At 72.0% G+C, this 26,520-nt stretch carries 23 protein-coding genes; 11 read left to right on the top strand and 12 right to left on the bottom strand.

The window, feature by feature from the left end; translation table 11 throughout:
- Window positions 1–179 precede the first annotated feature (179 nt).
- Window positions 180–944 carry a hypothetical protein gene (locus tag FRAEUI1C_RS29530; protein ID WP_013427046.1) on the top strand — a complete coding sequence of 255 codons (765 nt, stop codon included), beginning with the start codon at window positions 180–182 and terminating at the stop codon, window positions 942–944.
- A gap of 122 nt (window positions 945–1,066) precedes the next feature.
- A complete protein-coding gene (gene recQ / locus FRAEUI1C_RS29535; protein ID WP_013427047.1) occupies window positions 1,067–3,010 on the top strand; it encodes a DNA helicase RecQ in 1,944 nt (647 codons plus the stop codon).
- A 262-nt stretch (window positions 3,011–3,272) separates the two neighbouring features.
- Here the strand turns inward: recQ and FRAEUI1C_RS29540 are convergent, their stop codons facing one another.
- The 5 genes from FRAEUI1C_RS29540 to FRAEUI1C_RS29560 all read right to left on the bottom strand — a co-directional run bounded on the left by FRAEUI1C_RS29540 (window position 3,273) and on the right by FRAEUI1C_RS29560 (window position 9,186).
- Window positions 3,273–4,556 carry an ABC transporter ATP-binding protein gene (locus FRAEUI1C_RS29540; RefSeq protein WP_198318652.1) on the bottom strand — a complete coding sequence of 428 codons (1,284 nt, stop codon included), beginning with the start codon at window positions 4,554–4,556 and terminating at the stop codon, window positions 3,273–3,275.
- Between the two features lie 2 nt (window positions 4,557–4,558).
- Complete coding sequence (locus FRAEUI1C_RS29545) at window positions 4,559–5,431, bottom strand: ABC transporter permease (protein ID WP_157735083.1); 873 nt, start codon at window positions 5,429–5,431, stop codon at window positions 4,559–4,561.
- Window positions 5,428–6,279: an ABC transporter permease gene (locus tag FRAEUI1C_RS29550; protein WP_198318653.1), complete on the bottom strand. Its 852-nt coding sequence runs from the start codon at window positions 6,277–6,279 to the stop codon at window positions 5,428–5,430. Before FRAEUI1C_RS29550 ends, FRAEUI1C_RS29545 begins: the two co-directional genes overlap by 4 nt.
- A 190-nt stretch (window positions 6,280–6,469) precedes the next feature.
- Window positions 6,470–7,651 (bottom strand): ABC transporter substrate-binding protein, encoded by a 1,182-nt coding sequence (locus FRAEUI1C_RS29555; protein ID WP_013427051.1) that lies wholly within the window; start codon window positions 7,649–7,651, stop codon window positions 6,470–6,472.
- A gap of 395 nt (window positions 7,652–8,046) precedes the next feature.
- Window positions 8,047–9,186: a TIGR03364 family FAD-dependent oxidoreductase gene (locus tag FRAEUI1C_RS29560; RefSeq protein ID WP_198318654.1), complete on the bottom strand. Its 1,140-nt coding sequence runs from the start codon at window positions 9,184–9,186 to the stop codon at window positions 8,047–8,049.
- A gap of 166 nt (window positions 9,187–9,352) precedes the next feature.
- On the opposite strand from FRAEUI1C_RS29560, the gene FRAEUI1C_RS29565 reads away from it, so the two are divergent.
- Both FRAEUI1C_RS29565 and FRAEUI1C_RS29570 read left to right on the top strand, forming a co-directional pair.
- Window positions 9,353–10,129: a phosphonatase-like hydrolase gene (locus tag FRAEUI1C_RS29565; RefSeq protein ID WP_013427053.1), complete on the top strand. Its 777-nt coding sequence runs from the start codon at window positions 9,353–9,355 to the stop codon at window positions 10,127–10,129.
- A 171-nt stretch (window positions 10,130–10,300) separates the two neighbouring features.
- On the top strand, window positions 10,301–10,807 hold the full coding sequence (locus FRAEUI1C_RS29570) for a VOC family protein (protein ID WP_013427054.1): 507 nt from the start codon (window positions 10,301–10,303) through the stop codon (window positions 10,805–10,807).
- Window positions 10,808–10,920: 113 nt separating this feature from the next.
- Here the strand turns inward: FRAEUI1C_RS29570 and FRAEUI1C_RS29575 are convergent, their stop codons facing one another.
- Complete coding sequence (locus FRAEUI1C_RS29575) at window positions 10,921–11,340, bottom strand: VOC family protein (RefSeq protein ID WP_013427055.1); 420 nt, start codon at window positions 11,338–11,340, stop codon at window positions 10,921–10,923.
- Entirely contained in the window at window positions 11,333–12,124 is a 792-nt protein-coding gene (locus FRAEUI1C_RS29580) for a phosphosulfolactate synthase (RefSeq protein WP_013427056.1), read from the bottom strand. The genes FRAEUI1C_RS29575 and FRAEUI1C_RS29580 overlap by 8 nt, the downstream gene beginning before the upstream one ends.
- A 289-nt stretch (window positions 12,125–12,413) precedes the next feature.
- Here FRAEUI1C_RS29580 and FRAEUI1C_RS29585 point away from each other — a divergent pair, with 289 nt between their 5' ends.
- From FRAEUI1C_RS29585 to FRAEUI1C_RS29600, 4 genes are all read left to right on the top strand, one after another.
- Window positions 12,414–14,126, top strand: a complete 1,713-nt coding sequence (locus FRAEUI1C_RS29585; protein WP_013427057.1) for an AMP-binding protein — start codon at window positions 12,414–12,416, stop codon at window positions 14,124–14,126.
- A complete protein-coding gene (locus FRAEUI1C_RS29590) occupies window positions 14,126–15,382 on the top strand; it encodes an acyltransferase (RefSeq protein ID WP_013427058.1) in 1,257 nt (418 codons plus the stop codon). Before FRAEUI1C_RS29585 ends, FRAEUI1C_RS29590 begins: the two co-directional genes overlap by 1 nt.
- A 256-nt stretch (window positions 15,383–15,638) precedes the next feature.
- A complete protein-coding gene (locus FRAEUI1C_RS29595) occupies window positions 15,639–16,553 on the top strand; it encodes an SDR family NAD(P)-dependent oxidoreductase (protein WP_013427059.1) in 915 nt (304 codons plus the stop codon).
- A gap of 24 nt (window positions 16,554–16,577) precedes the next feature.
- A complete protein-coding gene (locus FRAEUI1C_RS29600) occupies window positions 16,578–17,273 on the top strand; it encodes a 2'-5' RNA ligase family protein (RefSeq protein WP_013427060.1) in 696 nt (231 codons plus the stop codon).
- 26 nt (window positions 17,274–17,299) lie between these two features.
- Here the strand turns inward: FRAEUI1C_RS29600 and FRAEUI1C_RS36800 are convergent, their stop codons facing one another.
- Window positions 17,300–20,257, bottom strand: coding sequence for an NACHT domain-containing protein (locus FRAEUI1C_RS36800; RefSeq protein WP_157735085.1), 2,958 nt, complete (start codon window positions 20,255–20,257; stop codon window positions 17,300–17,302).
- Here FRAEUI1C_RS36800 and FRAEUI1C_RS39850 point away from each other — a divergent pair.
- Together FRAEUI1C_RS39850 and FRAEUI1C_RS39855 are read left to right on the top strand one after the other, a co-directional pair.
- Entirely contained in the window at window positions 20,228–20,527 is a 300-nt protein-coding gene (locus tag FRAEUI1C_RS39850; protein WP_157735086.1) for a hypothetical protein, read from the top strand. The two genes, FRAEUI1C_RS36800 and FRAEUI1C_RS39850, sit on opposite strands and share 30 nt — an antisense overlap.
- Before the next feature lie 60 nt (window positions 20,528–20,587).
- Window positions 20,588–21,094, top strand: a complete 507-nt coding sequence (locus FRAEUI1C_RS39855) for a hypothetical protein (protein WP_157735087.1) — start codon at window positions 20,588–20,590, stop codon at window positions 21,092–21,094.
- 241 nt (window positions 21,095–21,335) lie between these two features.
- Here FRAEUI1C_RS39855 and FRAEUI1C_RS29610 read toward each other — a convergent pair whose 3' ends face one another.
- The 4 genes from FRAEUI1C_RS29610 to FRAEUI1C_RS29625 are packed head-to-tail and all read right to left on the bottom strand — an operon-like array spanning window position 21,336 to window position 25,333.
- A complete protein-coding gene (locus tag FRAEUI1C_RS29610; RefSeq protein ID WP_013427062.1) occupies window positions 21,336–22,076 on the bottom strand; it encodes a response regulator in 741 nt (246 codons plus the stop codon).
- Complete coding sequence (locus tag FRAEUI1C_RS29615; protein WP_013427063.1) at window positions 22,076–23,494, bottom strand: sensor histidine kinase; 1,419 nt, start codon at window positions 23,492–23,494, stop codon at window positions 22,076–22,078. Before FRAEUI1C_RS29615 ends, FRAEUI1C_RS29610 begins: the two co-directional genes overlap by 1 nt.
- A 49-nt stretch (window positions 23,495–23,543) precedes the next feature.
- Window positions 23,544–24,374 carry an ABC transporter permease gene (locus FRAEUI1C_RS29620; protein ID WP_013427064.1) on the bottom strand — a complete coding sequence of 277 codons (831 nt, stop codon included), beginning with the start codon at window positions 24,372–24,374 and terminating at the stop codon, window positions 23,544–23,546.
- Window positions 24,371–25,333 carry an ABC transporter ATP-binding protein gene (locus FRAEUI1C_RS29625; RefSeq protein ID WP_013427065.1) on the bottom strand — a complete coding sequence of 321 codons (963 nt, stop codon included), beginning with the start codon at window positions 25,331–25,333 and terminating at the stop codon, window positions 24,371–24,373. Before FRAEUI1C_RS29625 ends, FRAEUI1C_RS29620 begins: the two co-directional genes overlap by 4 nt.
- Before the next feature lie 429 nt (window positions 25,334–25,762).
- Between FRAEUI1C_RS29625 and FRAEUI1C_RS29630 the strand changes: the two genes are divergently transcribed.
- A complete protein-coding gene (locus FRAEUI1C_RS29630; RefSeq protein ID WP_013427066.1) occupies window positions 25,763–26,479 on the top strand; it encodes a TetR/AcrR family transcriptional regulator in 717 nt (238 codons plus the stop codon).
- Window positions 26,480–26,520 lie beyond the last annotated feature (41 nt).

Consider the following 26,520-nt stretch of genomic DNA (forward strand, 5'->3'; position numbering starts at 1 on the left):
GCGCCGGGCGGCCCGCCGACCGGAACGGCGGCGGCCGACCGGCTCCGGGACGCCGGGCCCACGCCACCCGCGCGCCCCGTTGAGCACTGCCGTTCATCGCGTCACCTTCCCTCATCTGGCTGTGTGACGCGCGAACCGCGAAACCACGAGACGTCCGACTAGACCGAGGGGACAGCGCGATGAGGGGCGCCGAGCCGCTGATCGGCCAGGAGCGGTGGGTCCTGGTCTACGAGTACACGCCGCAGCGGGCGCAGAAGGCGTCCGGTACCAGGATCGACATCGGCGGGACCCTGGACATCGGCCGCGAGGGAATGCTGGCGCTCGGGGTCGAGGTGTGGAGCGAGGGCATCTCCCGCAAGGCGGTCGTGGTGACGGCCACCGAGTCCGGCTGGGAGGTCTCCGTACCCAACCGGCACGGCGCGGTCCTTCACCCGTGGGGTCAGGCGCCGCGGAAGATGTCCGCGACCGAGCACATCTCCTGGCCGCGAGCCGCGATCCGGGTTCTCAACGCCGAGCCGGTCGACAAGCCGGGCGGCACGCACCACTGGGTGCTGCTCGAGGCCGACCGGCTGCCGATCACGAAGGCCGGCCCGAGCCCGGCGCGGAACACCACGACCATCACGTTCACACCGCCGCCGCCGACGCCGCTGACCGAGAAGCAGGACGCGGCGCTGCGGCACGTGTTCGCCGAGCTGCTGGCCTGGCCACCCCGGCTGCCGGCGAAGCCGCGGACGCTGGAGGCCACCGGCCGTCACCTCGGCGGCGTCACCGAGGAGGCCATCCGCGAACGGCTGCGCCCCGTCCGCGACCGCGCGCTGCGGCTCGGGCTGGCCGACCGGGTGGGCCTGACCGACCCCCAGTACCTCTACTGGCTCGTCGAGAACGGCTTCGTCACCCCGCCGCACGGCACCGACCACCGCGTCCAGCTGCCCTGGCTGGAGTGACGGGCCGCGGGCGGGCCCGCCCGCCGCGGCGAGGCGCGGAACCGGTCGCGGCGGCGTGCCCGGTTGTCCACAGGTAGCCGGCGGGTGACGCCGGTGTCGGACCTGGCTCCTACAGTGGCGGGGTGACCTTGCCGCTGACCGAGCCGGCCGAGACCGCTTCACCAGCAGACGCCGAAGCGCCGGGTGGCGCCGAGCGCCCGGCCGGTGCCGGCGCGCGCGGTGCCGCGACGCCCAGCGCCGCGGGGCAGGTGCTGCGACGGGTCTTCGGGTACGAGACGTTCCGGCCGGGCCAGGGCGAGATCATCGAGCACGTCGTCGGCGGTGGGGACGCGCTCGTGCTCATGCCCACCGGGGGCGGGAAGTCGCTGTGCTACCAGATCCCGGCCCTGGTCCGGCCGGGCACCGGGATCGTCATCTCGCCGCTCATCGCGCTCATGCAGGACCAGGTGGACGCGCTGCGGGCGCTCGGCGTCCGGGCCGACTTCCTCAACTCGACGCAGGACCCGGGCCAGCGCAGGACGGTCGAGGCCCTGTTCGTCGCCGGCGAGCTGGACCTGCTCTACCTCGCGCCGGAGCGGCTGCGGCTGCCGTCGACGGGTGACCTGTTCGACCGGGGCAGGATCTCGCTGTTCGCGATCGACGAGGCGCACTGTGTCGCCCAGTGGGGCCACGACTTCCGGCCCGACTACCTGGAGCTGTCCACGCTGCACGAGCGCTGGCCGGAGGTGCCGCGGGTCGCGCTGACGGCGACCGCCACCCCGGCCACGCACCAGGAGATCACCCAGCGGCTCGGCCTGGCGAACGCCCGGCACTTCGTCGCCGACTTCGACCGGCCGAACATCTCCTACCGCATCGTCCCGAAGAAGGAGCCGAAGAAGCAGCTGCTCGACCTGCTACGGACCGAGCACGCCGGTGAGGCGGGCATCGTCTACTGCCTGTCGCGCTCGTCGGTCGAGCAGACGGCCGACTTCCTCGCTTCGAACGGGATCAAGGCGCTGCCGTACCACGCCGGCCTCGACTCCCGGCTCCGCGCGACGAACCAGGCCCGCTTCCTGCGCGAGGACGGGCTGGTGATGGTCGCGACGATCGCCTTCGGCATGGGCATCGACAAGCCCGACGTGCGCTTCGTCGCCCACCTCGACCTGCCGAAGTCGGTCGAGGGCTACTACCAGGAGACCGGCCGGGCCGGCCGTGACGGGCTGCCGTCGACCGCCTGGCTCGCCTACGGCCTGCAGGACGTCGTCCAGCTCCGCAAGATGATCGACTCAGGGGACGGCGACGCCCAGCACCGCCGCCGCCAGGGTGTCCACCTCGACGCCATGCTCGCGCTGTGCGAGACGGTCGAGTGCCGCCGGGCGGGGCTGCTGGCCTACTTCGGCCAGGAGGGCCGCGCCGCCTGCGGCAACTGCGACACCTGCCAGCACCCGCCGGAGACCTGGGACGGCACGGTCCCCGCGCAGAAGCTGCTGTCCGCGGTACTGCGGATGGCCCGGGAGCGGCGGCAGAAGTTCGGCGCCGGGCACCACATCGACATCCTGCTGGGCCGGGCCACCCCGAAGGTGACCCAGCACGAGCACCAGACCCTGACCGTCTTCGGCGTGGGCACCGAGCTGAACGAGTCGCAGTGGCGCGGGGTCGTCCGGCAGCTGCTCGCCCAGGGACTGCTCACCGTCGAGGGTGAGCACGGCACGCTCGTGCTCACCGACACCAGCGCCGAAGTGCTGCGGGGCGAACGCAAGGTGCCCATGCGCCGCGATCCCGAACGGGTCGCCAGGGCCGGGTCCAGCGCCAGATCCGGCGGCGGCTCCGCGGACGGCAAGGCCAAGCGCGCGGTGGTCGACCTGTCGGCCGCGGACCTCGAGGTCTTCGAGCGCCTGCGCGCGTGGCGCGGCGCCACCGCGAAGGAGCAGGGCGTCCCTGCGTACGTCATCTTCCACGACGCCACCCTGCGCGAGATCGCCAGCCGCGCGCCCTCGACGCTGTCCGACCTCGCCACCATCAGCGGCGTCGGCGAGAACAAGCTCGCCAAGTACGGCCAACAGGTCCTCGACACCCTCGCCGGCTAGCCTCCGCTCGGCGCCGAGCACCCAGCACCGAACGCCCGCGATCGCACACCGACCACTCGCCGCCGCACGCCCACCCGCCGCCGGCCGCCACAGCCCACTGGCACGGCCAAGATCGCCCTTTCAGCCCTCCCGTGGTCGCGATTCGGGCTGTTTCGCAACCACGGCAGGGCCAAGACGGCGATCATGGCTGGCCTGGCCCGCCAGGCCGGGCCGGCGGGCGAGACTGGCCCGGCGGACGGTCAGGCCCGGCGGCGGGGTCTGGCTAGGCTCGGGCCGGGGCCGTGACAAGTACCGGGCGCTCGGCGAGGGTGACCCGGACCTCGGCGCCGGGGGCAAGGTCACCGACCTGGATGGTGGCCACGTCGGCGACGACGAGGCCCGCCGTGTCGGCGGTGGCGTCGGCGAGTTCGGCGCTGCCCTTGCCACCGACGGCCGCGCGCGCGACGCCGGGCAGCTCGACCTGAACGCGGGTGATCGCGCCCCGGAACGAACGCTGCACGACCCGTCCGAGCGAGCCTCGGCCGTCGCCCGCCGCGCCGTCGGACACGGCGGTGACGACGACCGCCTCGGGCCGGACGAGGACGTCGACGTCGCCCGCCAGGTTCTGGGAGCCGACCTCCAGCACGGGGAGCCGCTGCCCGGTCACCTCGACGGTGCCACCGTCGGTGAGCGTGCCGGGCAGCCGGTTGACCGTGCCGACGAACTCGGCGACGAACGGCGTCTCGGGCCAGGCGTAGACGATCTCGGGGGCGGCGAGCTGCTCCAGCTGCCCGGAGCGCATGACGCCGACCCGGTCGGCCATCGAGAGCGCCTCCTCCTGGTCGTGCGTGACGAACAGGGTGGTGATCCCGAGCCGGGTCTGCAGCGACCGGATCTCGTCGCGCAGCTGGGCGCGCACCTGGGCGTCCAGCGCCGAGAGCGGCTCGTCGAGCAGCAGCACCCGCGGTTCGATCGCGAGCGCGCGGGCGAGCGCGACCCGCTGCTGCTGGCCGCCGGACAGTTGGTGCTGGTACTGGCCGGCCTGCGCGCCGAGCCCGACCAGCTCCAGCAGCTCACCGGCACGCGCCCTGCGCTTGCGGGCCGGCATCCGGCGCAGCCGCAGCCCGAAGGCGACGTTGTCCAGCGCGGTCAGGTTCGGGAACAGGCTGTAGGCCTGGAACACCATGCCCATGCCGCGCTTGTTCGCCGGGACGCCGGTGACGTCGGTACCGCCGACGACGATCTCGCCGGAGTCGGGCCGCTCGAAGCCGGCGAGCGCCCGCAGCGCCGTCGTCTTGCCGCAGCCGCTGGGCCCGAGCAGCGCGACCAGCTCGCCCGGGCTGATCGTCAGTGACAGGCCGTCAAGCGCCCGCACCGCTCCGTAGGAACGGCGCAGGTCGCGCATCTCGATCCCGACCGCGCCCGCGACCGGACCGGCCAGGCCTGTCCCGGCTGGCCCGCCCGGTCCCGGGAGCGCGGCCGCCGCGGCGACCTCGCCGGTCTTGCCCGTGTCCTCGACCCCGCCGGCCTCGCCGGCGGTCTCGTCCGCCATCGCGGTCTCGCCCACGGCTAGAACCCCCCAAGGATGTTCGCCTGGCGGCCGCGCCGGCTGCCAAGCGTGATGAGCAGCATCAGCAGGATCCAGGTCAGCAGCAGCGACATCATCGACACCGCGACCGAGACGCCGGCCTGCGTCTGGGCGACCGAGACCACCCAGACCGGGAACGTCACCCACAGCAGCACGCTCGCCATCGCGAACTCGCCGAGTACGAGCGCGACGGTCATGACGGCCGCGCCGAGCACCGCGGTGCGCAGGTTCGGCAGCACGACCCGGAACAGCTCGGTCGCCCAGCCGCCGCCGAGGCTGCGCGACGCCTCGACGAGCGTCTTGAGGTCGATCGCGCTCATGCCGGCGTCCAGCGACCGGTACGCGAACGGCAGGGCGAGGATGACGTACTCGAAGCCGAGGCCGTAGGACGACGACAGCATCCAGGACGGCCCCTTCGAGCTGAACGCCCCCAGGAAGCCCACGACGAGCACGATCGGCGGGATCACGAGCGGCAACACCGTGATCGTCTCGATCACCCGCCGCAGCCAGGGGAACCGCAGGTGCACCAACGTCATCGTCGGGACCAGCAGCGCGAGCATGATCACGACGGACATCAGCGCCAGCTTGGCCGACAGCCACAGCGCCGAGCCGAAGCCCGGCATCTTCGCGAACTGGCGGTACGAGGCGAAGGAGTAGCCGCCATGCGGGTCATGCAGGCTGAACTCGAACGACGCGGCCAGCGGCAGCAGGAAGAACACCGCGGCCACCAGGAAGACGGCCCAGCGCCAGGCGTTGACCCGGATCACCGTCCAGGCTCGGTTCCCGCCGGGGCGGCGCGCCCGCGTGGCGCTCGCCGGCGCCGGCGGGGCGGCGAACCGGTCCTCTGTCGTCACCGCAGCCATCGGGACGCCCTCCGGGTCAGCAGGGTGTAGCCGACCATCACGATCGCGATCACCAGGATCATCTCGAAGCCCAGCGCCTTGCCCACGTTCTGGCTACCGGCGATGACGTTCCCGGAGACCAGGTTGCCGATCTTGATCGGGACCAGCGAGACCGTGCCGGCGGTCAGGGCCTGCGCCGTGGCGTAGGCAGCGAACGAGCTACCGAACAGCAGCAGGAACGAGCCCGCGATCGACGGGAAGAGCACCGGCAGGCCGACGTGGCGCCAGAAGGCCCAGGTCGAGGCGCCGAGGCCCTGCGCGGCCTCCCGCCACTGCGGGCGCAGCCCCTCCAGCGCCGGCGTGATCGCCAGCACCATCAGCGGCACCTGGAAGTAGGTGTAGACGACGGCGACACCGCTGAATGTGTAAAGGTTGAATCCCAACGACGACAGGCTGATCCCGATGTCCTTGAGCCACCGGGTGGCGAGGCCCGTCGTGCCGAGAGTGGCGATGAAGGCGAACGCCAGCGGGACCCCGCCGAAGTTCGCGAACACGCCGGAGGCGGTGGTGACCACCCGGCGCAGCCAGGTGTTGCGCTTGGTCGTCAGCACCGCCTGCGCGAGCAGGCCGCCGAAGACGACGCCGATCGCCGCGGTCAGCAGCGAGACCTCGATGCTGGTGATGAACGCCGTCCGGTAGAGACCCTCGAAGCTCGTCCGGATGTTGCCCAGCGTCCACGCGCCGTCGTCGGTCTTGAACGAGTCCACGATGACCGCCACGGTCGGGAACCCGAGGAAGATCACCGCGTAGGCGAAGAAGGGGAGGGTGCCGAGCAGCGCCAGCCCGTCCCCTCGAACCACCCGCTGGGCCATCCGGGCCAGCGGCCGCGCGCCGCCCGCTACGGCGGCGCCGGCCGGCTCGGGTGAGCCGGCCGGCGGGGCGCCGTCGGGCGCGGACGCGGCAGTGCCGGGGCGGTCGCCCGCCCCGGCACCGGTGGACGCCTCTGTTACTTCAGGCCAAGAGCTGGCCCCGGCGTCCGACGAGCTCACGTCACGCGCCCCCGACCATCTTCGCCCAGTTGTCGGCGAGGACCTTCTGCGCCGCGGTCAGCTGCGCGTCGGTCGGGTACTTCGTGTCGGACGGAGCCGGCGGGAGCGCGGCGGCCAGGGCCTTGTCCACCGTGCCGGCCGTGGTCATCGCGGGGAGCTCGACCGGGCGGGCCCGGCCCTTCAGCCAGAGGTTCTGGCCCTCGGCCGAGTAGAGGTACTCCTCCCAGAGGCGCGCGGCGGCCGGGTGCGGCGCGGTCGCGTTGATCGCCTGGTCGTAGTACGCGGCGTAGGACGAGTCACTCGGAATGTTGATCTTATACTGGCCACCGGACATCTTGTCGGCGACCGAGCCCGCGTTCAGGTAGTCCCACCAGAGCAGGATCGGCGTCTCGCCGCTCTGCACGGTGGCCGGAGTGCCCTTGGTCGGGACGAAGTTGCCGCTCTTGCGCAGGTCGGCGAAGTACTGGATGCCGGGCATGATGTTGTCGAACGAGCCGCCGTTGGCGAGCGACGCGGCCATGACGGCGGCGAACGCCGCGCCGGCCTGGGTCGGGTCACCGTTGATGGCGATCTTGCCCTTGTACTCGGGCTTCTTCAGGTCGGCGAAGCTCTTCGGCGGGTCAGTGATGACCTTCGAGTCGTAGCCGATCGAGACGTAGCCGCCGTAGTCGGCGAACCACTTGCCGTCCGGGTCCTTCAGGCCGCTGTCGATGTCGTTCCAGCTCGCGACCTTGTACGGGGCGAGCAGGCCCTCCGACTCGGCCTGCAGCGCGAAGGAGTTGCCGACGTCGAGCACGTCGGGCGCCCGGCTCTGGCCCTTGAGCTGCTTGACCGCGCTGATCTCGTCGGCGCTGGAGCCGTCCGGGTTGGCACTGTTGATCTTGATGCCGTACTTCTTGGTGAAGCTGCTGATGATCTCGCCGTAGTTGGCCCAGTCCGGCGGGAGGGTGATGACGTTGAGCTGCCCCTCCTTCTTGGCCGCCGCGACCAGCGCGTCCATGCCACCGAAGTCGGCCGCAGACGTCGCCTTGGAAGCATCCACCTTGGCGCCAGCCGTGGCGCCTCCGCCGCTCGACGAACCGCTGCTCCCGCCGCAGGCGGCGGCGAGCAGGCCCACGACGACCGTTCCGGCGGCAACCAGCTGCAGCTGCCGGCCGACCGGTCGACTCCCTACAAACTTCACGAGCCCCCCAGGGCCAGATCGTTCCCTCCGGCGCGCAGCCACGGCGCCTCGATGCGGGCGCGCCACGACGGTCGACCGCCTGCCGTCAGCGACGGCACCGGCCAACCGGGCGGGCGTCCGAGCGGGCCCCGTGAGTTCGCTCCGGACTTGTCCGCGCAACGGTGACGTGCACGCATGACCAGTTGGTATACGGAAGTTGAGCGCAATCCTGTCGATGGGCGAACATCCCGGCCATTGACGCCCACTACCCGCCAAAAAATGAAAGGACGCAGAATTAACCCAGAACGGACGATGACGCGACGAACGCTCGACGCTAATTTTCAGCACATCAGTTGGCAAAGTCGGCTGTAGCCGGCCGGTCCGCGGGCTGGGACACGGAACCGTTCAGGTAACGGTCATGCGCACAGGTCAGCGACGACCTGGGCCGCCAGACCGTGGCAGGTCGTCATGCCGATGCCGGTGGTCACCGCGACGACCCGCACGCCGGCCAGCGGGCTCTCGACCAGGAACTCCCGGTCCGGGGCGGTCGCGTAGCAGCCGCGCCACCGCTCCCGCACCGCGAGCTCGGCGACCGGGACACCGAGCAGGTCCGCCGTCTCGGCGAGCAGCAGGTCGTCGACCCGCTCGTCGTGGAACGGGTGGTGGGTGACGGCCCGCTCGTGGGTGTCCCCGATGAGCAGGTCCCCGTCGGGAAGCTGGGTGAACATGAGGTTCATGTCGACGGCGAGCAGGTCGGGGCGCTCGGCCTCGAACCGGGCCCGCAGCGCCGGCAGCGACGGGCAGTCCGCGAAACCGGCGTAGCGCAGCAGCGACAGGCCGGTCAGCACGCCCGGCCCGAACCGTTCGACGGCCAGCCCGCCGGGCGCGAGCGGCGCGGCGACCCGCAGCATCTGCAACACGCACCGTCTGACCTCGGCCCGCTCGGCGATCTCCGGGTAGAGCCGGTCGAGGTCGTGCCCGGTGGCCAGCACGATCGCGGGCGCCGCCAGCTCACCGCGCGCGGTGCGCAGCACGCCCGGTGCGGCCTCCAGGGCGGCCGTACGCCAGAAGAAGGTGACGCCCTCGGCGGCGAGCCAGCGGGCGATCGCGCCGACGGCCTCCCGCGGGTTCACCCTGACGTCCCACGGCAGGAAGGCGCCGCCGACCAGCGCCTTCGCCCGCACCGGCACCCGCGCGCGCACCCCGTCCGCGTCCAGCACCTCGACCGGGGCCACGCCGGCCGCGGCGAACTCGCGCAGCACGGCCAGCTCCTCGGCCGACCGCGCGGCGACCACCGTGCCGGTCGGCTCGGCGTAGAAGCCGGCGAGCCGGCCGAGCTCCAGCCAGCGCTCCCTGGCCACCTTCGCGTAGCCGAGCGCCTCGCCGGCCTGACCTGTCACGCAGCCGTGGCCGAAGTTGCGCACCGAGGCGCCGCGGGCGAACGCGTCGCGCTCGACGACCGCGACCCGCAGCCCGCGGCGCAATCCCTCCGCCGCGTGCGCCAGGCCGACGATTCCCGCGCCCGCCACCACCAGATCGAATGCACCCAGCCGCATAGGGCCGAGCATGGCCGACGGACCCGCCGAAATGCACGTCGTCGCCCGGACGAGACTCACCTGACACTCGGGGCCGAGAAATGCTGGTCACCGTCGTGGGAAGGTGTTCGGTGGCTGTTCACGTCGCGCCCACCGAGCAGTCAGCCGTTCCAGGAAAGGTGAACACGTGGCCACCGACTCCGTCACCGCGCTCGTCGCGAACGCCCCGGCTGGCGCCGCCGAGAACCTCGACCGGATTCGCGTCGATCTGGCGGTGTTCGACATCGCCGGCACCACCGTGGAGGAGCACGGCGCGGTCTACACCGCCCTGCGGGCGGCCGTCGAGGCGGCCGGCGCGCACGCCGGACTGGTCCTGGCCGACGCGGACGTCGAGCGGTGGATGGGTGCCGACAAGCGGGCCGCGATCCGGGCGCTGCTCGCGCCGGCCTACGCGGACACCGACGCGGCCGAGCCGGACGCCGCGACCGTGGAGCGGGTCTTCACAGACTTCCGGGACCGGCTGGACGCCGCCTACCGGACCCGGCCGCCGACGCCGATGCCCGGCGTCGTGGAGGCGTTCGGCACGCTGCGGGCGCACGGGATCCGGATCGCGCTGACGACGGGGTTCGACCGGACGGTCGTCGGCCCGCTGCTGGCCTCGCTCGGCTGGGACGGCGGCCTGCTGGACGCGGTCGTCTGCGCCGACGACGTCCCGAGCGGGCGGCCGGCGCCCTACATGATCTTCCGCGCGATGGAGCTGACCGGGGTGACGGCCGTGGCCCGGGTGCTGGTCGCCGGCGACACCGTGCGCGACCTGCGCGCCGGCACCAACGCGGGCGCGGCGGCCGTCGTCGGCGTGCTGACCGGCCAGGTCAGCGCCACCGTGCTCGGCGCCGTCCCGCACACCCACCTGCTCGCCAGCGTCGCCGACATCCCCGCCCTGGTCACCGGCCCGACCGGCTGACCGGCTCGGCCTGGTCACCGACGCGGCCGGCGCGGCCTCGGCTCGGGGCGCGCCGATGAGTTGACCGGGGACTGCCGGTCAACCGAGGACGATCGTGCGAACGACGATCGGGGCGCGGGCGGTTGTGGATGCTGCCGGACCGCGCCGACCACGACGCGAGAGGCCGCGCGGATGCCCAAGCAGACGACGTTCCTGTGGTTCGACCACCAGGCGCACGAGGCCGCCGAGTTCTACGTGGGGCTTTTCCCGAACTCGAAGATCCTGGATGTCACCCACTACGGCCCGGACACCCCCGGGACCCCGGGCAGCGTGCAGACCGTCTGGTTCTCGCTGGACGGGCAGGAGTACATCGCGCTCAACGGCGGGCCGCTGTTCCCGTTCACCGAGGCCGTCTCCATCATGATCCACTGCGGGTCGCAGGAGGAGGTCGACCACTACTGGTACGGCCTGATCGCCGGCGGTGGCGCCGAAAGCTCGTGCGGCTGGCTGAAGGACCGGTATGGCCTGTCCTGGCAGGTGGTCCCCGCGGGCCTGTTCGACCTGCTCGGCGACCCGGACCCGGACCGCGCCTACCGGGCCACCCAGGCGATGCTCGCCAGCAGCCGCCTCGATATCGCCGAGATCCGCCGCGCCGCCGACGGGCTGCCCGACACCGCCGCCACCCCACCGCGGGCGTGATCGCGGTTTCGGCCCTGGACTGGTTGTAGCTTCGGCCGCTTCACGACCGCCGGAGGGCGCGGACGGCGATCAGCCCAATGCGCCTCGGGCGGCCGGCCGCCCGGCGCGGCGGGTCAGTACATCATCCGCGGGTCGACGTAGTGCTTGAACTCCAGCAGGTTGTCGGCGGGGTCGCGCAGGACCAGGGTCCGGTGCTCCTCGGCGAGGCCCTCGAACCGGAGTTCGACCGGCCGGAAGACCGGCAGCTTGCGGATCTCGACGAGGCGCACCAGCGCGTCGAAGTCCTCGGGCCGCCGGAAGGTCATCCCGAAATGGCGCGGATAGAGCCGCGGCTCGGCTCGCGGCACGTCCGGAGCGTCCTGCGGTGGTTCGGCCAGATGGCAGACGACCTGGTCGCCGAAGAAGTCGAGGGTGACCCGGTCGTCGTAACGCCTGGCCAGCTTGCAGCCGAGTCGTCCGACGTAGAACGCCACGGTCGCGTCGAGGTCGTAGGCCGGGATGGCCAGGTGGAAGGCGTCGCCGGGCTCACGCACGGCGGCCGCCGTCGATCGTGGCCTCGATGTCGAGCAGCGTGTCGGAACGCAGGCCCAGCCGCAGCGTCTCCAGTGCGATCACCTCCGTGGGCGCGATGTTGCCGAGGTTCACGTCCGTCCCGACCCGGCGGACGAAATAGGTCTGCAGTTCCTTCGTCGGCGCCTCGAACAGCAGCTGGTCGGTGGGCAGCCCGGCTTCCAGGATGTCCTCGATCAGCCCGAAACGCAGCCGGCCGTCGGGGCGGCAGATCCCGCTTCGGCCACTCTCCCTGGCCTCGGTGATCACAAGGTCCGCGCCCGCGTCCAGGTCGGCTCGGATGTATTCGACCCACCGCGACGGCGAGAGGCGTTCGGAGCGTTCCCCGTCCTTGAACCCAACCTCGCTGAGGACCGTGAAATCGTCGGCCAGCCGGGAGATGTAATCATCTTTTTCGGGGTTCGGCAGCTCGATCGTTCCATTGGATACCTCGACATGGCTACAGCCGTAGTCGTGACAGAACGCGCGGTAGTCGTCGAAACGGCGCTGCAGGACGTGCTTCTCGAACAGTGTGCCACCGAAGAAGTAGCCGATACCGAGAGACCGCAGGGTCTCGATCTTCTGGTCGAGGTCGGCCGTGACCAGCGCGGTCCCCCAGCCGAACTTCACCAGATCGATGAGCTCGGTCGAACTGGAGACAGCGTCCCGGAAGTAGCTGGTCGGCAGGCCGTTGTCGATCACCATCGTCAGGCCCCGGCTGCGTGGTTTTGCCTGCCGAGACGGTAGTCGTAGTGCGGTATCGCGCATGTTTCAAATCCTCCTCCGCGTGCCCCCGCCACCCCGACCGTCGTCTTGCAAGCTGAACGGATCCTGAAGGGTTGTTACAGGGCAGCCATGTGTGAGTACCAGTTCCTGACCCTCCTTCGAGGGCCCTGAAATAGCGGCGCGGCAGCCTTGACCTGGGCAAGGAGACACGATCACTCCGCCCACGGAGATCGTGGGCGGGCGACGCCTGCGGCGGCCCGGATCGCCACTCACAGGTAACGTTCAGGGCGCGCGCAAGCTGCTTTCAGGAACGGCGAGAAACGTCAGGCCGATGACGACGGAAGTGGATGACGCGAGTTTCGCTCCCACAATCGGCGGCGGTTGCCTTGTCACACTCATCGAGGCCCGGGGCGCCGACGCGCATCGCGTCTACCTCACGGACCCCCGCGGCGGGCGACGGCTCACCTACGGGGAGCTCGGGCGGGCGGTCCGCGGCTGGCGCGCCGAGCTCGACCGGCGCGCGGTGCCGCTCGGCGGCACGGTCACGATCGCGGTCGCGCAGCCGCTCGACTTCGCGCTGGCCTATCTCGGGGTCGTCGCCGGCGGGCGGCGCGCCGTCCCGGTACCGGCCGCGGCCCCCGGCCCCGAGCTCGCCCGCTCGCTCGGCCGGCTGAGCCCGGATCTCGTCATCGCCGACCCCGTGCTCGGCGCCGGCGACGGCATGGTCACGCCGGACGCCTACCTCTTCGGGTCACCCGAGGGCAGCCGCCTGGCCGCCACCGAAGCCGAGACCGGGGCCGAGACCGCCGTCGAGGCCGAGGCCGCCCGGCAGGCAGAGGCCGCCGGCCAAGCCGGGGCCGGGGTCGCCGCCGAGACCGGGGCCGAGACCGCCGGGCTGGCCACGGCCGGGCACGATGAGCTCGGCGGCGTGCTGCTGGCCAGCTCCGGCACGACCGGGAAGCCGAAACAGGTGTTCCTCGACACCGGCCGGCTGCTGCACGTCGCGACCGCCGTCGCCCGCCACCACCGGCTGACCGCCGCCGACGTCGGCTACAACCCGCTGCCGTTGGTCCACGTGAACGCCGAGGTCGTCGGCCTGCTCGCGACCCTGGTCGGGGGCGGCGAGCTCGTCCTCGACCAGCGCTTTCACCGGCGCGGTTTCTGGGACCTGATCGAGGCCAGCGGAGTGACCTGGATCAACGCCGTGCCCGCCATCCTGGCGATCCTCGCCCGGGAGCCGGCGCCGTCGAGCGCCCAGACCCGCGCGGTGCGGTTCGTGCGGTCGGCCTCCGCGCCGCTGCCGGCCGCCGTCCTGACCGGGTTCGAGAGCGTCACCGGACTGCCGGTGGTCGAGACCTACGGGATGACGGAGGCCGCCAGCCAGATCACCGCGAACCCGCTGGGCGACGGTCGACGAGCCGGCTCGGTCGGACGGCCGGTCGGCTCCGAGGTCAGGATCGTGGACCCGGCCGGGCGGCCCTGCCCAGCCGGCGAGACCGGGCAGGTCCAGATCCGCGGCCACGGCGTGATCGCCAGGTACGCGACCGAGACCGGCAGCGACACCGGCTGCGAGACCGGCAGCGAGCGTTTCCACACCGGTGGCTGGCTGGACACCGGCGACCTCGGCCGGCTCGACGCCGACGGCTACCTGTTCCTGGTCGGCCGGACCGACGACGTCATCAACCGCGGCGGCGAGAAGATCTTCCCGCGGGAGGTCGAGGAGGTGCTGCTCGCCGACCCTCGGGTCGCCCGGGCGGTCGTCTTCGGCGTCCCGGACGACGTTCTCGGGCAGGTGCCGGTCGCCCGCGTCCAGCTCGTCGCCCCGACGCGCGGGGCCGAGCGGGAACCCGCGGGCGCTCGGCTCCGGAGCGCCGGTGCCGGCGGCCTGCCCGCCGAGCTCGCGCGCCGGTGCGCGGCCCGGCTGGACCGTTTCAAACGGCCGGTCCGCATCGAGGTCGTGGACGACATCCCGGTCGGCCAGACCGGCAAGGTGCTGCGCCGCCTCGTCGTCGACCGGGCCGCCGGCGACCCGGCGGCGGCCTGATGACGCTGACTCCGACGACCGACCTGGCGCACACCGGCCTCGCGGCCACCGAGGCCGCCGACCAGGCCTCGCGGCACGCGCCGACGAGCACGCCCGAGGTCAGCACGCCGGTCGCCGCCCCAGCGGGTGCCGGGCGCCAGCACGTCCACGAGGTCGACGTCGTCCGGGTGCTGACCTTCGTCGCGGTGATCGGCGTGCACGCGACCGGCGGGACGATCGACGGCTCCGGCTACGTCGGCAACGCCGCGCTCAACCTGCTGCACTTCACCCGTGAGGCGTTCTTCGTCCTGACCGGCTTCGTCCTGGTGCACAGCTACGCGGACCGCCCGCCGCGCGGCCCCCGGCTGCGCAGGTTCTGGGCGCGGCGCCTGCTGCTGGTCGGCGTCCCGTACGCGGCATGGACCGCCGTCTACGGCGCGGCCGCGATGCGGGCCCGGACCAGCGACGACGGCGTTCTGGGCGGGATCCGGCAGTACTTCGGGCTGCTGTTCAGCGGGAACGCGCATTACCACCTGTACTTCCTGCTGGTCTCGTTGCAGATCTACCTGGCCCTGCCGGTGCTGCTGGCGCTGGTGCGCCGGGCCCGCCATCATCTGGCGCTGCTGCTCGCGGGGAGCGCGGCGCTGGAGGCGGCCATTCTGGTGGCGATCCAGTACGGGCCGCCGCGCGACGGGGTGCTCGGCTGGCTGCAGGACTACTGCCACGTCCTGCTGCCGACGTACCTGTTCTGGGTGCTGCTCGGCGGGGTCGCCGCGGCCCGGCTCGACCGGATCCGCGGCTGGGTCGACCGGCACCGGCGGCTGGTCCCGGCGATCGTCCTGGCCGGCGCGGCGGCCGCGCAGCTGTGGTACGCGGCCTCGATCCACCACGGCCGCAGCCCTGCCTTCGCGGCGTCGGTGTTCCAGCCCATCATGATCGTCTGGGGGACCGCCGTCGTCGTCGGGCTGTTCGCGGCTGGCCGGTGGTGGGCCGCCCGGCGCACCCCGGGCTCCCGGGCGGACCGGCTGCTACGGCTGGGCTCGGAGCTGTCGTTCGGCGTCTATCTGATCCATCCGCTGTTCGTCGACAACCTCGTCAAGGTGCTGCCCGACCGGATACCGGCACCGCTGTCGACGCTGCTCATCGTCGCGGCGGCGCTGGCCGGGTCGGGGGTGCTGGTCTGGCTCGCCCGGCGCACCCCGCTGAGCCTCCCGGTGACCGGCCGGCCCCGCCTGCGCCGCGCGACCACGACGCCCGCGCCGGCCGGGCCAGCCTGACCGCGGCGCCCGGCATCAGCCCGGCCAGCTGGGCACCAACCGAGGCGACGATCAGGGCAAACGAGCTGTTCCGGGCGGCTGACGTCCCCGAAAGCTAGGCTTCCGGGCAGCGGGAACCAGCTTCTACAGCGGCCCTGGTGTGCCGGCGGGCCTCGATCCCGCCAGGTCACGGGCCGCCCGGCCCCGGACCGGCGACCACGGCCGCGGGACCTCGAAGCGGGCCGCGAGGACGACCGGAGCGTGAGGAGTGGGTGCGGTGACGGCGACGTTCGATCTCGGGCTGGCGGGCAAGGCGGCGGTGGTGACCGGTGCCGGGGCCGGCATCGGGCAGGCGATCGCGCGGGGGCTGGCCGCCGCGGGAGTCCGGGTCGGCCTGGTCGAGATCGACCCCACCCGCGCGGCCGCCACCGTCGAGCTGATCGAGAAGGAAGGTGGCCAGGCCCTGGCGCTCCAGGCGGACGTCATGGACACCGCCGCCCTCACCGACGCCATCACCGCCACCCACACCGAGTTCGGCCGCCTGGACATCCTGGTGAACAACGCCGGCGGGGTGAAGGCGAGCCGGTTCCTCGACCAGAGCGAGCGCAGCTGGCGCCGCCACATCGACATCAACCTCGTCAGCATGCTCGCCGCGACGTCGACGGCGGCTCCGCTGATCGCCCAGACGGTGGCCGCCGCTGCCGAGGCGTCCGGCGGGCGGCCGACCGGCGGCTCCATCGTCAACATCACCAGCATCGAGGGGATGCGGGCCGCCCCGATGTACGCCGTCTACGCCGCCTGCAAGGCCGGGATGATCAATTTCACCCGGACGATGGCGCTGGAGCTCGCCGACTCCGGCATCCGGATCAACGCGATCGCCCCCGACCTCACCGCGACGGCCGGCATCCGCGGCATCATGCGCGGCCCCGTCGACCCCGACACGCTGCCCGCTCCCCCGGCCGAGCGCGTCGAGGGCATCGAGCGGTACATCCCGCTCCGCCGCGAGGGCGTCGCCGCCGAGATCGCCGACGCCGCCGTGTTCCTGTGCTCCGACCGGGCCGCCTACATCAACGGCAGCACGCTGAGCGTCGACGGCGGCACCGCGGCCTCCGCCGGCTGGCTGCGGGCCGGCTCCGGCTGGACCCTCCACGGTGCTCCCGCCCCCTCCGGCTTCGCCATGGGAAACCAGTAGGAGGACCCGCCTACCATCCCCTTCGTGGACCGGTGGTCGACGGCGGAGCGACTGTGCGGGCTGGCCGGCGGCGAGCTGGCGCAGCGCGGCCGGTTCGGGCTTCTGCGCGTCCGTGAAGCCCGGGCGCTGCGGCGCGGGAGGGCCGGTGTCTGGGGCGGCGAGGAAGGCCCGCGGGCGTTTCTGACCACGGTCGTCCGGGTGCCCACGGAACTGGCGGCGCGTGTACGGGCCGCCGCGCAGCCGGCCGCGGCAGCCGGGGTCAACAGCCACTACCTCTATCCGGCCGACGCCCTGCACATCACGCTCGCCAATCTCGACCGGTACGCGGATCTGCCGCTGGCGCGGCTGGCGGAGACGCTGGCGGACCGGGTCGCGGCCGCGCCGCCGATCACGTTCACCCTGCGGGGCCTCGCGGTCGCGCGCCACACCGTCTACGTCCGGGCCTATGCGCGGCCGGCCCCGGCTCTCCTCGCCCTGCGCGCCTCGATCCTGCGCGACCTCGGCTCCGAGCCACCCCGGCAGGAGCCGCTGCGGATCGCGGTCAGCAACGTGGTGCGGTTCCGCTGCGCCGACCTAACAACCGTCCTGCCGGCCGTGCATGCCCACCGGAACGCGCGTTTCGGCTCGTTCCCGCTGCACCGGGTCGAGCTGGTCCGCACCGACAAGGTCCTCTCAGCCGCCGGCACCGAACTGCTGGCCGCTTTCGACACCGGGCCGTGAGGCGACAGGAGTCCGGCCTGCGGTGATCACCGGTCGTCGGTCCAGAGCTCGGTGAGCCACTGCTGTTCCTGAGCGATCTCGGCGACGATCCGCGGGGCGGGTGCGACCGCCGAGGCGAGGATCACCGCCGTCGACGAGAAGCCCCAGGGGTTACGTCGGATCATGTCGATGATCTCGGCGGGAGGTCCCGTGCGATTCTCCTTCGGCCAGAGAGTCTCGCCTCCCCGAAGCGCACCACTGCGCTCAAGGCGTTCGAGCCGCCGCAGGTCACGCAGCCATTCCGCGGGTTCCTCGCCCAGTCGCGGCACCAGGAAGTCCGCGATGCTGGTCGCCACGAAAGGCGTCCAGTCGCTCGCCGCGATGGCACGCCTGACCAGCAGTTCCGCGTCCGCGGTCGCCGCTCGAAAGTGCAACAGCATGGCCGTGTCGGCGGAGAGTCTCAGGTGGGCAACCGGGCTGAAGCGATACTCGATCCGGCGCCCGGCCGCCCGGCGCGAATGGTCCCGAACCGCTTCCTGTAGGAGGCCCGCTACCCAGCGGTCCAGGCCTGTCACCACCCGGTCAAGTGGAAGGATCAGCGCGCGCAGGGCGTCGACCGAGCACCATTCGGTCACCGCGAGGGCCCACAACGCCCGGTCGAACTGCGATTCGGCCTCCTCCAGTTGCTCTTCCCACCACCACGGCTGATTGCGCCGGCGGCGCGCGGCCCGCAGCCTGTCGACGAGGCCTCCCGGTCCGCTGAACAGACCGGTCGAACCACGTCCGGACTCCGCTCGCGAACGGACCTCGGACGCGGCCCTGAAGGCGAGGCGCCTGGCCAGCCAGGTGTCCGGGCAAAGCCGGTCCACGGCATCGACGAGCCATCGCCAGCGTTCGAGCGAGTGATACCAGGACTCGCCGACCGACGACTCCATCAGCTCCGAGATGGCGGCGACCGCCGCGCCGACGGGCTCGTCGTCGGGCTTCCGGTCCGTCTCGGATCGAAGGATCCCGGACGCCGGGACGATGTTCGCCAGGTTCGCGATGGTCATCAGCTGGCTCGTGCCCGTGGTCACGATGCTCAGGCCGCCGAAATTGAGCACGGCTCGCGCCACGGCCGTGCGGATGGCCGCCGGAAGGTCGTCATAAAGAAGTCCCGCGCCAACGAGGTAGCAGGCTCGCGCCGGGAATTCCTTGTCCTGTTCGGGTCCCAACAGTTCCAGCGCGTCGGCGGTCGCGAGGTGTCGCACCACATCGGCCCAGGCGCCGAAGGCGATCCACCGCGTCCGCTCCGGCCCGGTCTCGCGCCGGACCCTGGCCAGCCAGGGCGTGAAGAAGTCCCCGCAGCCGGCGGCCAGTTGGCACAGACCGCGCGCCCGTTCGGTCAGCGGCTCGTTCTGCAGGCGCCCCCAGGCCTTCTCGAAAAGATGCTGTCCACCGCATTCCTCGGTCAGCCGGACGCGGCCCGCGCCGGTCTCGGCGAGTAGCGGGGCCGGGAGGCTGGCCCACCGCAGGCCCAGGTCGTCGAACGCGAAGTCGACCATCCGCTGGGTCGCGCGGGGCGACTGGGTGAAGACCCAGTCCTGCAACAGCGCGACGGCGATCGTCCGCGCGAGTGGCGCGGCAGCCTGGGCGGGCTCGCGGCCGAGTTCCTCGATGCGTTCGGCGAGATCGGCTAGCTCCCCCTTGTTGTAGTAGCCGGCGAAGAACCGGCAGATGTTGAACCAGTAGGGGTTCGGTGCGATCGCGAGAAATCGGTCCGGCTTGGTGCCGGGCCTCGGCCGGCCCGGCGGCGAGTTCGGCGCGGTGTGGTTGAGGAACCGGCCGGCGAAGTACTCGCGCAGTGGCTGGACCTCGAACTCGTAGGTGCCCGTCACCCGCGAGACGATCGCGAGCACGCGCTCAACCATCCCGGTGAAGAGGCTGTCGACGAGCTCGGCCGACTTCCCGTTCTCCCGCAGATACTCGCGCAGCAGCCTGCGCAGCTCCTCCTCCGTTATTCGGCCCGCGGCGGCCCCCCGGCCCGATTTCTGGTTGGACTCCGCGGACGAGTGCAGGTGGAACGCCAGGTAGCAGTGGATGTCGATCAACAGGTCGCGGTTCACCCGGACGACGCGGCTCTTTTCCGCCTCACGGTCGAGGAAGACCTTGACGTAGTCGTCGTACAGCTTGGTCCGCTTGTCCGGGAGCGATCCGCCAACCGCCCAGATCAGGCTGAGCAGGATCGACAGCTGCATGGTGTTCTTCGCCAGCTCGATCATGTGGGGCTGGCTGAGCTTCTCCTTCAACACGGAACGCTGCTCAGCCAGGTCTCGCTTCGGCAGGCGCCGAGCGGTGGCCCACTTCTCGGCGTACTCGTCGATGAGCGGGCGGCTGAGCGGCCCGAGAGCGAGGTGCTGGAACTGCCGGCGTGGCAGCGTCGCCGCGTGGGCGATCACGGACGGCCGGCTCGTGACCAGCATCCGGAAATCCGACTGCCCGCTGCCGAGCCGGGTCGCGGCCTCGGCGACGGCGGCGACGACCGACTCCCTCATCCTGAGGTATCCGACCTCGTCCAAGCCGTCGAGTATCACGAGGGTCGGGTGCTGGTCGATGACCGCGACGAGATCGGCCACGTCGAACCGCATCCCCCCGGAGAACCGGTGGATGTGCGCGGCCAGCGCCGATTCGAGGGTCGGTTCCCAGTCCGTCGGGCGACGCGGTTCGGACGAGGTTCTCTCCTCCGGATCCAGCCAGTCCGCAAGGTCACGGAGGTCCAGCTTGAGCGGAAGGAGGACCGGGCCGGCCCGGTGAGCGGGTGAGATCCGCGCGGTCTCCGCCACGTTGCCGAGCAGGCGGATCCGGTGGACCTGCGCCAGGTACTGGCTGAGCGTCGATTTGCCCTGCCCAGGCGCTCCCTCGATGACGAGGCGAGGGAAGTCGCGTGCGCTCTGTCCCAACAAGAGGCTCGCCGCGCCGAGCGCGTCCGGCCCGAAATGCGCCTCGACGTCGAGTTCCAGCGCCATTCCAGCGCCGTGGTAACACAGCCGGGCATCGTCGAAGGGCCGGGACACTCCATGCGCTGCCGCCGCGGAGTAGTACCACTCGGCGAGTCGGGCGTCGACCCGACGTCTGGGCGGTACGACCGGAACGTCGACAAAGATGTCAAACAACTGGTCGACGCGCTGTTGTCCCGTCTGTTTGAATCGAACGCCCGAATCCTGTTCGTGCTGGTGCGCGAGGTAGGCCTTGAGCGCCATGAACCGCCGCTTTTCCTGTTCGCCGGCGAAACTTGACTCCCACACCAGAGCGAGGGCGTCAGCACCGGAGAGCAGCTCCGGGTACTGGATCTTCAGGTGGAACTGCCCGTCGAGGCGACGGTCGAGATCGTCACGCCACAGGCACTGCGCGGGGATGGGCAGCGTCGAGTTGAGATGGTCCTGCACCCTGTCTATGGAGCCGGTACCCAGGTGGGAAGAGCCGCGCACATTTGTCATGAGGAAATAACGGCGGGCCCCGCGCCGAGCCAGCTCCACAACCTTCGGCCGTTCCCGGTCGATCGCGGCACAGACCCAGCTGACAACGTCGTCGAGCCGCTCCGGCGCCCGCGCGAACTTTACCTGAAAGACGGTTGTTCCCTCGACTGGATGGCCGACAGTCGCGTCACGGCCGCCGTCCGGCATGGCGACGGGCATGCACTGGAGGTCTCGACTCTGGGCAAGCAGAAGGGCTTGGCAGAACCGTTGGAAGTCCTGTTCGTTAAGACCTTCGTAGTTCGCCGTCATCCGCAGGAGCCCTCCTTGGTCACTTCGCGGCATGGTCGCGCCCAGGCGCTGACGGTTCCGAACTATAGGGCGCGGTGAGGCAGCGGCGATCAGCAGGTCCCGACGGGGCGAAGCACGGAGCACAGGAAAGCCGGGCTTCACGTCCGCACCGGGTCAACCTCGCGATAGGAAGCGCATCCAAAAGCACTCCACAACCGGCTGGAGACTCTTTGGCATGCAATCCAACCCGCAATCCAACCCGAGCCGGTGCCTCTTTTCAAATGGCGACGGCCCCCGGGGGCTGGCCTAAAGAGGACAACGCCCGGTGCCAGTAGCTGAGTCAGCGCTGGTTGCCGGGCGAGCGGTAGGCGCTCGGGGTGATCAGGCCGGTCTCGTAGGCGAAGGCGACGGTCTGGACCCTGTCGCGCAGGCCCAGCTTGGCCAGGATCCGACCGACGTGAACCTTCACGGTGGCCTCGGAGACATGCAGCTCGTCGGCGATCTCGCGGTTGGTGCGGGCCTGGGCCACCAGGAGCAGCACGTCGTGCTCGCGGTCGGTGAGGGCGGCCAGCGTGGCGGCCCTGGCGTCGGCCTGCTCGGGGGTCGGCAGCAGCGGGGTGAACGTCTCCAGCAGCCGGCGGGTGGCGCTCGGCGCGATGACGGCCTCGCCCGCGGCCACCGCGTGGGCCGCGGCGGCGAGCTCGGCCGGGCGGGCGTCCTTGAGCAGGAAGCCGCTCGCCCCGGCGCGCAGCCCGGCGTAGACGTACTGGTCGAGGTCGAACGTCGTGAGGATCAGCACCCTGGTCGGCAGCCGGGCGGCGACGATCGCGGCCGTCGCCTCGATGCCGTCCATGCCGGGCATCCGGACGTCCATGAAGACGACGTCCGGGCGCAGCTGGCGGGCCAGCCGGACGGCGCTCGCCCCGTCATCGGCCTCGCCGACGACCTCGATGCCCGGCTCGGCCCGCAGGAACATCCGGAATCCCAGCCGGATCAGCGGCTGGTCGTCGGCGAGCAGGACCCGGATCGGGGTCGCCGACTCGGCGCCGCCGGGCAGATCCTGGCCGCTCGGGTCCGCCATCACGCCGCGCCGGGGAGCACGGTCTCGGCGAGCAGGCCGGTGACGGGCGGCCGGGGCAGGCTGGCGGTGACCCGCCAGCCGCGGGGCCGCAGGGGGCCACAGGTCAGCTCGCCACCCCAGGCCGCGACCCGTTCGCGCATCCCGGTGACGCCATGACCCTGGTCAGGCTGGTCCCGGTCGGCCTGGTCCCGGTCAGTCAGACCCCGCTCAGGCCGGGCCGGGTCAGGCGAGGCCGGGGCGTCGGACCGGCGGTCCGCGGCGCCGTCGTCGACGACGGCGAGCGTCACCCGGTCCGGCAGGTAGTCGAGAGTCACCCGCGCCGCGCTGCCAGGACCGGCGTGCTTGAGGGTGTTCGTCAGCGACTCCTGAATCAGCCGGTAGACGGCCAGCTGGAGCCCACCGGGCAGCGTCCGGCCGTCGCCGCGGACCGTCAGCGTCACGGCCAGGCCCGCCGCCCTGACCTGGTCGAGCAGCGGGTCGAGGCTCGCGAGCCCGGGTTGGGGCGCGCGCTCCTCCTCGGCTGGAAGGCCGGGCGACCCGACCGGCTCGGCCGGGTCCGGGGTGTAGCCGCGCAGCACGCCGAGCAGGCGGCGCGTGTCGGCCAGCGCCTCGCGGCCGGTCGCGGAGACGGTGCTCATCGCGTCGCGGGCGGCGTCCGGTGAGCCGCCGACGGCCACCGCGGCGCCCTCGGACAGCGCGATGATGACGGTCAGGTGGTGGGCGACGATGTCGTGCATCTCGCGGGCGATCCGGCCGCGCTCCCTGGCCGTGGCGAGCTCGGCCTGCTGGTCGCGTTCCCGTTCCAGGCGCTCGGCTCGCTGGCGCAGCTGCGAGAGGTAGGCGGTGCGGGTCCGGGCGAAGATCCCGAGCACCCCGGCGGCGACGACCATCCCGGACAGCAGGACGAAGACCGTGATCCAGACGCCGACCTCCGCCCACCGGTCGACCGCCAGCCCGACGCCCACCTCCATCACGGCGCCGGCGGCGATGATCGCCCAGACGGAGCCGCAGGCCGCGACGGTGTAGAGCGCGACGAGCAGCGCGATGTCCGCCATCAGCCGGATGTCGAGCAGCCACTGGCTGAAGGCGATCACCGAGACGACGGTGAAGGTCGTGAACGGGTAGCGGCGACGGAACAGCAAGGTGGACGCGAGCGCGACGGTCAGGGAGACGGTCAGGGCCAGCGGGTGGCCCAACCGCAGGGAGTCGCGCACGGCGCTCGGCAGGCCGAGCGCCAGCACGGCCACGGGCGCGAGCAGCGCGAGGGCACGGGCGTAGTTCCGCGACGGGTCGCCGTCGAACGACCGGACCAGCTCACGCAGGGCTGCCCGCCGCCGGGCCCGCCAGGCCGCCCAGGGAACGGCCCGCCCGGCCCGCGCCCTGATCGCTCGCGCCCTCGCCGGCGAGATCACGCTCACTCGTCTCGCCTCCCCTGGTCGCGCCGGCGCACGGCCGGACCTGTCGAGACTAGGCGTCGGCCCGCTTGAGTCGGACCGCCGCGAGCGCGACGGCGACGGCCGTCCAGGCGAGGATCACCAGGAAACCGTGGCCGGGCGAGAGCAGGCTCGGGTCCGCCCGCTGCCAGAACGCCGCTCCGGCATTGGAGGGCAGGTACGGGCTGATGTTGTTGGCCCAGCTGGCGGGGAGCAGGTCGAACAGCGGCGGGATGACGAAGTACAGCGCGACCAGGCTGGAGATGCCGGCCGCTGTGTTGCGGAACAGCCCCCCGAATGCCATCCCGGTCAGGCCCACCAGCAGCAGGTAGACCGCCGCGCCGAGCACCATCCGCGCGGTGTGCGGGTGCGAGAACGCCACATTGAGGTGCTTGCTGGCCAGCAACGACTGGCCGACGAAGAACGCGACGAGCGTCGCGACCACCGAGGTGACGCCGACGACCACCGTGAAGACGGTCATCTTGGCCCAGAGGACCGGCAGCCGCTTCGGCACGACCGTCAGCGAGGCCCGGATCATGCCGGTCGCGTACTCCCCGGAGACCAGCAGTACGCCGAGCACCCCGACCGCGAGCTGCGCGATCGTCACGCCGCGCAGACTCGCCTCGGTGGCGTCGAACGCGAGCTTGCGGGCCGGCTCGAGCTGGTCCCAGCGGTTGGCGATCACGGCGCAGAACAGGGCCGCGAGGCCGACGGTGAGCGCCACGGCGGCGCCCAGCGTGATCAGCGTCGAGCGCAGCGAGCGGAACTTGGTCCACTCGGACTGGATCACCCGAGCCTGGCTGACGCGCATGCCGGGGAAGGGCGGCGCGGCGGCGGGTGCCTCCGCGAGAGTCGTGGTGGTCATCGGGCTTCTCCAGACGAGACGGGCTCGCGCCGGGCCGGGGTGGACGGGGTCGGGCCGGTATGCGCGTGGTACTCGACGGAGTCCGCCGTCATCTCCATGAACGCCTCCTCCAGCGACGCCCGCTGGGTGGCCAGCTCGTGCAGCGCCACACCGTGCTCGCAGGCGATGTCGCCGATCTGCGCGGCGGACAGTCCCCGAACCTCCAGCTCGCCGGCGGCGGCGCTGGAGATCGTGACGTCCGGCCCGACCAGCAGGTCGCGCAGCTCGCCGGCCCGCGGCGAGCGGACCAGGACGACGGAGCCCGACGCCTGCGCGACGATCTCGGCGACGGTCGTGTCGGCGAGCAGCCGGCCCTTGCCGATGACGATCAGGCGCTCGGCCGTCAGCGCCATCTCGCTCATCAGGTGGGACGAGACGAAGATGGTCCGCCCCTCCGCCGCGAGCGACTTCAGCAGCGTGCGGACCCAGCGGATGCCCTCGGGGTCGAGGCCGTTGACGGGCTCGTCCAGCACGACCGTCCGGGGGTCACCGAGCAGCGCGGACGCGACGCCGAGCCGCTGGCCCATGCCGAGGGAGAACCCACCGACCCGCTTCCTGGCGACGTCGCGCAGGCCCACCAGGTCGATGACCTCGTCGACGCGGCGGCGGGGCACCCCGTTCGTCTGGGCGAGGGCGAGCAGGTGGTTGTAGGCCGAGCGGCTGGTGTGGACCGCGCGGGCCTCCAGCAGGATGCCGAGCTCGGCCATCGGGGCACTGGCCGATCGGTAGTCCCGGCCGTTGACCCGCACGGTCCCGGAGGTCGGCTCGTCCAGCCCGGCGATCATGCGCATGGTGGTGGATTTGCCGGCGCCGTTCGGCCCGAGGAACCCGGTCACGCTCCCGGGCCGCACCGTGAAGGTGAGGTCCGCCACGGCGGTCCGCTCACCATAGCGTTTCGTCAGCCCATCAACTTCGATCATCCGCGCTCTCCCGCCACGCCGGTTCGGCCAGCGAGACGGTTCGGGCTGGCCATGCTGCCACGCTAGGGATTCGGCCGCGGACGGCGCATCAGCCGCAAGACGAGAGTTCGGGTCCGTCGGGTACGTCGCAGGTCGTATGTCGGTCGTCACCGTGGCGCAGTGCGACACCTCCCGGCGGCTGGACCGGGCCGTTCGCTCCCGCCGGCCGCCGCCCCCGCGAATGATCCGGAAAAGGCAGACATTTCGGGCCGTATGCCGACCGAGGGTGGCATAGGGGTAACGTATAGCCGATAGCACTCCGCCGGCTCCCACCTGTGCGCCGACACAGCGTCGACAGTGCGTGCTGACGCTGAGGCCTCCGACTCGGTCGCGCGGCGGGTCCGCGGGCTCCGCCGGCGGCACCGTTCGCTCGGATGTAGGGAGCGCTCGATGGGCCAGGTGACCACCTCCACCACGATCGCCGTTGTCTCGGCGCCGGCTACGACAACGACAACGACCACCAAGGCACCGCCCGCGAGCTTCCTGGGAGCCGCGGGCCTGAGCGCCAAGGGAACCCGGTTGAACCGGCGCGGGCTCGCGACGCGGGGCCGCATCCTGGAGGTCGCCGTCGACCTGCTCGCCGCCGGTGGCCCGGACGTCGTCAGCGCGAACCTGATCGCCCGGGAGGCCGGCGTCACCTGGGGGACGATCCAGCACCAGTTCGGCGAGGCCGACGGGGTCTGGGCGGCCGTCATCGAGCACGTGTCCTTCCGCCCGAGCTTCCACCCGACGCTGGACCGGCTGGCCGGCCTGCCGCTGGCGGCGCGCCTGGAGGCGATCGTCGACCTGGTCTGGAACTCGCTGGACTCGCCCAGCGCCCGCGCGGTGAACACGCTGCGGCTGTTCCTGCCGCGCGACGCCGCCGTCGTCGAACGGGACTACCCGCGCACCGCCGCCGCGCTGGCCGCCTGGGACTCCCGGTGGGCCCAGGTCTGGGACCACGCGTTCGACGGCCTGACCGTCCCCAGGGAGCGCCTCGCCAAGGTCCGCTTCCTCATGCCGGGCGCGATCCTCGGCCTGCACGACATCGGCGGGCTGAGCAGCTACACCGACGTCTCCGCGGCCCGCGCCGGGCTCATCGAGGCGCTCACTCTCTATCTGTCCTGACACCGCCCGACTCGCGACCGATTTCTGGAACCTGTTCTCGT

It is taken from the genome of Pseudofrankia inefficax (genome assembly GCF_000166135.1).
Classification (GTDB): domain Bacteria; phylum Actinomycetota; class Actinomycetes; order Frankiales; family Frankiaceae; genus Pseudofrankia; species Pseudofrankia inefficax.